Annotated in this window: 9 protein-coding genes; 5 read left to right on the plus strand and 4 right to left on the minus strand. The window is 69.4% G+C overall.

What is annotated here, in order from left to right:
* Positions 1 to 49: 49 nt before the first annotated feature.
* Both ASJ79_RS18375 and ASJ79_RS18380 read right to left on the minus strand, forming a co-directional pair.
* Positions 50 to 1171, minus strand: coding sequence for an ArsA family ATPase (locus ASJ79_RS18375; protein ID WP_067958090.1), 1122 nt, complete (start codon positions 1169 to 1171; stop codon positions 50 to 52).
* A gap of 13 nt (positions 1172 to 1184) precedes the next feature.
* Entirely contained in the window at positions 1185 to 2228 is a 1044-nt protein-coding gene (locus tag ASJ79_RS18380) for an ArsA family ATPase (protein WP_067958092.1), read from the minus strand.
* A gap of 48 nt (positions 2229 to 2276) precedes the next feature.
* Between ASJ79_RS18380 and ASJ79_RS32415 the strand changes: the two genes are divergently transcribed.
* From ASJ79_RS32415 to ASJ79_RS18390, 3 genes are read left to right on the plus strand one after another with little or no spacing between them, the layout of a single operon-like run.
* Positions 2277 to 2438, plus strand: a complete 162-nt coding sequence (locus tag ASJ79_RS32415) for a DUF4177 domain-containing protein (protein WP_014817956.1) — start codon at positions 2277 to 2279, stop codon at positions 2436 to 2438.
* Positions 2435 to 2893, plus strand: coding sequence for a RidA family protein (locus ASJ79_RS18385; protein ID WP_067958093.1), 459 nt, complete (start codon positions 2435 to 2437; stop codon positions 2891 to 2893). The genes ASJ79_RS32415 and ASJ79_RS18385 overlap by 4 nt, the downstream gene beginning before the upstream one ends.
* A complete protein-coding gene (locus ASJ79_RS18390; protein ID WP_067958094.1) occupies positions 2894 to 3670 on the plus strand; it encodes an MBL fold metallo-hydrolase in 777 nt (258 codons plus the stop codon).
* Between the two features lie 80 nt (positions 3671 to 3750).
* Here the strand turns inward: ASJ79_RS18390 and crp are convergent, their stop codons facing one another.
* Both crp and ASJ79_RS18400 read right to left on the minus strand, forming a co-directional pair.
* Positions 3751 to 4425 (minus strand): cAMP-activated global transcriptional regulator CRP, encoded by a 675-nt coding sequence (gene crp / locus ASJ79_RS18395; protein WP_003931718.1) that lies wholly within the window; start codon positions 4423 to 4425, stop codon positions 3751 to 3753.
* A 98-nt stretch (positions 4426 to 4523) separates the two neighbouring features.
* Entirely contained in the window at positions 4524 to 4856 is a 333-nt protein-coding gene (locus ASJ79_RS18400) for a hypothetical protein (RefSeq protein ID WP_067958098.1), read from the minus strand.
* A gap of 201 nt (positions 4857 to 5057) precedes the next feature.
* On the opposite strand from ASJ79_RS18400, the gene nth reads away from it, so the two are divergent.
* Both nth and ASJ79_RS18410 read left to right on the plus strand, forming a co-directional pair.
* Positions 5058 to 5738, plus strand: a complete 681-nt coding sequence (gene nth / locus ASJ79_RS18405; protein ID WP_197420266.1) for an endonuclease III — start codon at positions 5058 to 5060, stop codon at positions 5736 to 5738.
* A gap of 42 nt (positions 5739 to 5780) precedes the next feature.
* On the plus strand, positions 5781 to 6342 hold a 562-nt coding region (locus tag ASJ79_RS18410), incomplete at its 3' end, for a TlpA disulfide reductase family protein (RefSeq protein ID WP_156448516.1).

Here is a 6342-nt window from a genome sequence, read left to right on the forward strand (position 1 = left end):
AGCCGCGCCCCGGTGGGGCGCGGCTACTACCTTGTGCGGAGTTGCGCGGCTACGCCGCGGAAGTGATCTGGTCTGCGATCGCCCGCAGCGCCTCCAGATCGGACACGTCGAACGGCAGCGACGGTACGCCGACGATGGCGACTGTCGGGTTGGCGCCGGTGAAGCGCGACAGCAGACGCACCTCGCGCTTGGCGGTCGACGCCCGGTCGGCATGGATACGCAGCGCCGCCACCGCCACCGAGTCCGGTTCGGTCTTCGCCAGATCGTCGGCAGCCTCGGCCGCCTTGTCGGCGTGCAGATCACACAGCGTCGGATGCGTGCGATTGAGGATCAGGCCGGCCAGCGGCATGTGTTCGGAGGAGAGCCGGTCGACGAAGAACGACGCCTCGCGCAGCGCGTCGGGCTCGGCCGCCGACACCACCACGAACTGAGTGCCGCGCCGCTTGAGCAGCTCATAGGTGCGGTCGGCCTTCTCCCGGAACCCACCGAACGTCGCGTCCAGTGACTGCACGAAAGACGCTGCGTCCGAAAGCATCTGGGATCCGAGGATCGTCGACATGCCTTTCATCGCGAGGCCGACGGCCCCGGTGACGAGCCGGCCGATGCCGCGGCCGGGCGCCAGCAGCATCCGCCACAGCCTGCTGTCCATGAAGCTGCCCAGCCGCTTGGGTGCGTCGAGGAAGTCCAGCGCGTTGCGCGACGGCGGGGTGTCGACCACGACCAGGTCCCATTTGTCTTCTGCCAGAAGCTGTCCCAGCTTCTCCATGGCCATGTACTCCTGCGTCCCGGCGAGCGAGGTGGCCACGGTTTGGTAGAACTGGTTGTCCAGAATCGCGTCCGCCGTTCCGGGGCCGGAGTACTGGATCACCATCTCGTCGAACGTACGGCGCATGTCGAGCATCATCGCGTGCAGCTCGCCGGTCACCTCCGGTGCCAGCGGCACCCGCTGCGGGGTGTTGCCGAGATCCCGGATGCCCAGCGCCTGGGCCAGCCGCTTGGCCGGGTCGATGGTCAGCACGACGACGGTGCGCCCGTATTCGGCGGCGCGCAACGCCATCGCGGCCGCGGTCGTGGTCTTGCCGACCCCGCCGGCGCCGCAGCACACCACCACCCGATTGGAGGTGTCGCGCAGGATGGCGGCCATGTCGAGGGCCGGTGGGGTGTGGCTCATCGTGTCTCTCCGCTCACCGCACGCCCTGGTGGGCGAGCTCTTCGGCTAGTTCGTAGAGGCTGCCGAGATCGACTCCGTCGGGCAGCGCGGGCAGGTCGAGCCGGGCCACGTCGAGCTCGATGAGCTGCTCAGCGCTCTCGTTGCGGGCCGCGATGCGGGTGGCGTGCTGGATCGTCTCGGTGAGCAGCCCGGCGAAGTCGTCGTCGGACAGCGTGATGCCCGCCGCCGTCAACCCGGCCCGAACCGCATCGGCGTCGATCACCCCTTCACCGGCCTTGGCCAGGTCGTCGGGAGCGAGGTAGGCGGGGATGTTGCGGTTGACGATGACGCTGCCGATCGGCAGGCCCATCCCGCGCAACTCGTCGATCGCCTCCAGTGTCTCCTGGATGGGCAGCGCCTCCAGGAGCGTGACGAGGTGGATGGCCGTCAGCTTGGAATGCAGCAGCTTGACCACGCCTTCGGCCTGGGAATGCACCGGCCCGCCCTTGGCGAGGTCCGACACCGCCTTGGTGACGTCCAGAAAACGCGCGATGCGCCCGGTGGGCGGCGAATCGACGACGACCGCGTCGTACACGGTGCCCTTGCCCCGGTGCTGATCCTTCTCGTTGCGGGTGACGATCTCCTTGATCTTGCCCGTCAGCAGCACGTCCCGCAGGCCCGGCGCGATCGTCGTCGCGAACTCCACGGCCCCGATCCGGCGCATCGCGCGCCCGGCCAGCCCGAGGTTGTAGAACATGTCGAGGTATTCCAGGAACGCGGCCTCGGTGTCGATCGCCAGTGCGTTGACCTGTCCGCCCCCCTCGGCGGTTGCGATCTTGACCTCTTCGTAGGGCAGCGGCGGAACGTCGAAGAGCTGCGCGATCCCTTGCCGCCCTTCGACTTCGACGAGCAGGACCCTGCGCCCGCCGGCGGCCAGGGCCAGCGCGAGCGACGCGGCGATCGTCGACTTGCCCGTGCCTCCCTTGCCGGTGACGAAGTGCAGTCGCGCCTCGGTCAGGCGCGAGGGCCAGCCGACCTGCCTGGTGCCACCGGATGTCCCGGGAGATGTGGTAGCCACCCAAGCATGCTAGCCATTGCGGATTCGATCCCGGATAAGCTCAGCCGCATGAGCGAACCGACCCGCTGGGAGTACGCGACCGTCCCGCTGCTGACGCACGCCACCAAACAGATCCTCGACCAGTGGGGGGAGGACGGCTGGGAGCTGGTCTCGGTCCTGCCCGGACCGACCGGCGAGCAGCACGTCGCATACCTGAAGCGACCCAAATGAGCTCCTGGTCGGCGCGGCTGGACGAGCTGGGAATCGCGCTGCCCGAGGTCGTCGCGCCGCTGGCGGCCTACGTCCCCGCGGTGCGCGCCGGCAACCTCGTCTACACCGCCGGACAGTTGCCCATCGCCGACGGTGAGCTGGCCGCGACCGGCAAGGTCGGCGCCGACGTGTCCGCCGAGGACGCGCACGCCCTCGCCCGCCGGTGTGCACTCAACGCGCTGGCCGCGGTCGACGCGCTGGTCGGCATCGACGCCGTGGTCAAGGTGGTCAAGGTCGTCGGGTTCGTGGCCTCGGCGCCCGGTTTCGGCGGCCAGCCCGGCGTGATCAACGGCGCGTCCGAGCTGCTCGGCGAGATCTTCGGTGACGCCGGCGCGCATGCCCGGTCGGCGGTCGGGGTGTCGGAGTTGCCGCGGAACGCGCCGGTGGAAGTGGAAGTGATCGTCGAGGTTTCTTAGGTGGAGCACCCCGCGTACGGCCTGCTGCGACCGGTCACCGATACCGCGTCGGTGCTGCTCTGCGAGAACCCGGGGTTGATGACCCTCGACGGCACCAACACCTGGGTGCTGCGCGGGCCGGGCAGCGACGAGATGGTCGTCGTCGACCCCGGCCCGGACGACAAGGACGAGCACATCGAGCGGCTCGCGGCCCTGGGCCCGATCCCGCTGGTGCTCATCAGCCACCGGCACTCCGATCACACCGGCGGCATCGACCGGCTGGTGGACCTCACGGGTGCGGTCGTGCGCTCGGTCGGCAGCGGTTTCCTGCGCGGGCTCGGTGGTCACCTGACCGACGGTGAGGTCATCGACGCCGCCGGCCTGAAGATCACCGTGATGGCCACGCCCGGTCACACCGCGGACTCGGTGTCCTTTCTCGTCGACGACGATGCGGTGCTGACCGCGGACACGATCCTCGGGCGCGGAACCACCGTCATCGACTCCGAGGACGGCGACCTGGGCGACTACCTGGAGTCGTTGCGCCGATTGCACGGGCTCGGTCACCGCACGGTGCTCCCCGGGCACGGACCCGAACTCGACGACATGGACGCCGTCAGCCGGATGTACCTGACGCACCGTGAGGAGCGGCTCGACCAGGTGCGCGGCGCGCTGCGCGAACTGGGGGAGGACGCCACCGCGCGGCAGGTGGTCGAGCATGTGTACACCGACGTCGACGAGAAGCTGTGGGACGCGGCCGAATGGTCGGTGCAGGCCCAGTTGAATTACCTGCGCCGCTGACAACCCCCGCCGAAATTGCATTCCAGCAGGGCGTTACTCGCACTTTCGCTGCTGGAATGCCATTTCGGCGGAAGGGGGGGTTAGCGGGCGCGGCGGGCCAGGCGCTCGCTGTCGCTGATCAGCACGCTCTTGCCCTCCAGGCGGATCCAGCCGCGGTGGGCGAAGTCGGCCAGCGCCTTGTTGACGGTCTCGCGGGACGCACCGACCAGCTGGGCGATCTCCTCCTGCGTCAGGTCGTGCGTGACGCGCAGCGCGCCGCCCTCCTGCGTGCCGAAGCGCTGCGCCAGCTGCAGCAGCTGCTTGGCGACGCGGCCGGGAACGTCGGTGAAGATCAGGTCGGCGAGGTTGTTGTTGGTGCGGCGCAGGCGGCGGGCCAGCACGCGCAGCAGCTGCTCGGCGATCTCCGGGCGGTCGGCGATCCACGCCCGCAGCGCCTCGCGGTCCATCGACACCGCGCGCACCTCGGTGATGGTGGTGGCGCTGGAGGTGCGGGGACCGGGGTCGAAGATCGACAGCTCACCGAACATGTCCGACGGACCCATGATGGTCAGGAGGTTCTCGCGGCCGTCCGGCGAGCGGCGCCCGATCTTCACCTTCCCGGAGATGATGATGTACAGGCGGTCGCCGGGCTCACCCTCGGCGAACACGGTGTGTCCGCGCGGGAAGTCGACGGGCTGCAACTGCTTGGTAAGCGCGGAAACGGCGCTCGGTTCCACACCTTGGAAGATTCCGGCCCTGGCCAGGATCTCGTCCACGTTGCCCCTTAGTGCGTTCGGTGATGATAAATGCGCAAGCCGACCCCGAAAGATCGTGAGATCAGTCTAGAGGTACGCCCCTGTGTGACCAGCCCACGCTACACACGATCGGCATGTCGGGTCTCCCGAAACTCACTATTCGGGATGCGGTGGCAGTACTCCGTGGTCGGCAAACCCGGCGCGGAAACGGGCTCGAGGAACCCGTCGGTCGGGGTGTCCCGCGGTTCGATCCGCCGCGGCGCCGTGCGCAGCGCCCTGTCGGTCCCGGCCCGCGCCGGGCTGTCGGTGGCGCCGGCGTTGGCCTGCTGCAGGAACTCGTCGACGTCGGCCGACGAGTCGGCATCGCAGCGCAGACCCGCCTCGACGCGCTCCAGACCGAAGGTCGCCAGCATCAGCAACCCCGGGATCAGCGCAACGAGCAACCACGACACAACGCTGAAGTAAACACGGCCAAGATCTCAGCAGGATCACGAAAAGTCCACGTTAAAGACCTATCCACCGCCGGGCGCGTCGGTGACCGTCAGTACCCTGGCCTGGTGACCGTGAAACCGGCCCGCAGCGCGTCTCCCGGGAAGGCAGGCCGCAAATGGGAAGACGAAACCCGGCTCGGGCTGGTGCGCCGCGCCCGCCGGATGAACCGCACACTCGCACAGGCGTTTCCGCACGTATACTGCGAACTGGACTTCACCAACCCGCTGGAGCTCACCGTCGCGACCATCCTGTCCGCGCAGAGCACCGACAAGCGGGTCAACCTCACCACCCCGGCGCTGTTCAAGAAGTACCGCACCGCCCTGGACTATGCGACCGCCGACCGCACCGAGCTCGAAGAGCTGATCCGGCCCACCGGGTTCTACCGGAACAAGGCCAACGCACTGATCGGGCTCGGGCAGGCGCTGGAAGAGCGTTTCGACGGGCGGGTGCCGGCCACCCTCGACGAGCTCGTCACACTGCCGGGAGTGGGGCGCAAGACCGCCAACGTGATCCTGGGCAATGCGTTCGACATCCCCGGCATCACGGTCGACACCCATTTCGGCCGGTTGGTGCGCCGCTGGCGCTGGACCGCCGAGGAAGACCCGGTCAAGGTCGAGCACATCGTCGGTGACCTCATCGAGCGCAGCGAGTGGACCCTGCTCAGCCACCGGGTGATCTTCCACGGCCGGCGCGTGTGTCACGCCCGCAAGCCCGCCTGCGGCGTCTGCGTGCTCGCCAGGGACTGCCCCTCCTACGGCACCGGCCCCACCGACCCGCTGATCGCCGCGCCGCTGGTCAAAGGGCCCGAGACCGAGCACCTGCTGGCGCTGGCCGGACTGTAGGCGTCCGTCTTGTCCGTCAGTGCGTCGGCCCGGTGGAGCATCGTGGCGTTGGTCGTCCTGGTCGCCCTCGGCGTCGCGCTGTGGGCCGAACTCGGCGTCGACGACTCCGAACCCCGCTCACAGCGCGACGTCCCGTCCGCTCGGGACCGTCGCGACGCCGACACCCCCGCGGCGCTGGCAGGCCTTCGTGCGCGCGCCGAACTGGAACCCTGCCCGGCGCCCGGCTCGGGTCCCGGCCCCGAGGCGCTGCGCGGCCTGGTGCTCGAATGCGCCGGCGACGGGTCGCGGGTCGATGTCGCTGCGGCCCTCGCGGGCCGGCCCGCCGTGGTGAACCTGTGGGCCTACTGGTGCGGACCGTGCACCGACGAGCTGCCGGCGATGGCGGAGTATCAGCGCCGCGCCGGCCCGGCGGTGACCGTGCTGACCGTGCACCAGGACGAGAACGAGAGCGCGGCGTTGCTGCGGCTGTCCGAACTGGGCGTGCATCTGCCGACCGTGCAGGACGGTCGCCGGACCATCGCCGCAGCGCTGCAGGTACCCAACGTGATGCCGGCCACCGTGGTGCTCCGCGCAGACGGTAGCGTTGCCGAGATCCTGCCCCGGT

The organism is Mycobacterium sp. NAZ190054 (assembly GCF_001545925.1).
GTDB lineage: Bacteria > Actinomycetota > Actinomycetes > Mycobacteriales > Mycobacteriaceae > Mycobacterium.

Excerpts from the sequence above, each read along its gene's own strand:
- nth (WP_197420266.1), top strand. The coding sequence starts at position 5,058 with ATGAACCGCACACTCGCACAGGCGTTTCCGCACGTATACTGCGAACTG.
- ASJ79_RS18375 (WP_067958090.1), bottom strand. The coding sequence starts at position 1,171 with ATGAGCCACACCCCACCGGCCCTCGACATGGCCGCCATCCTGCGCGAC.
- ASJ79_RS18385 (WP_067958093.1), top strand. The coding sequence starts at position 2,435 with ATGAGCTCCTGGTCGGCGCGGCTGGACGAGCTGGGAATCGCGCTGCCC.
- ASJ79_RS32415 (WP_014817956.1), top strand. The coding sequence starts at position 2,277 with ATGAGCGAACCGACCCGCTGGGAGTACGCGACCGTCCCGCTGCTGACG.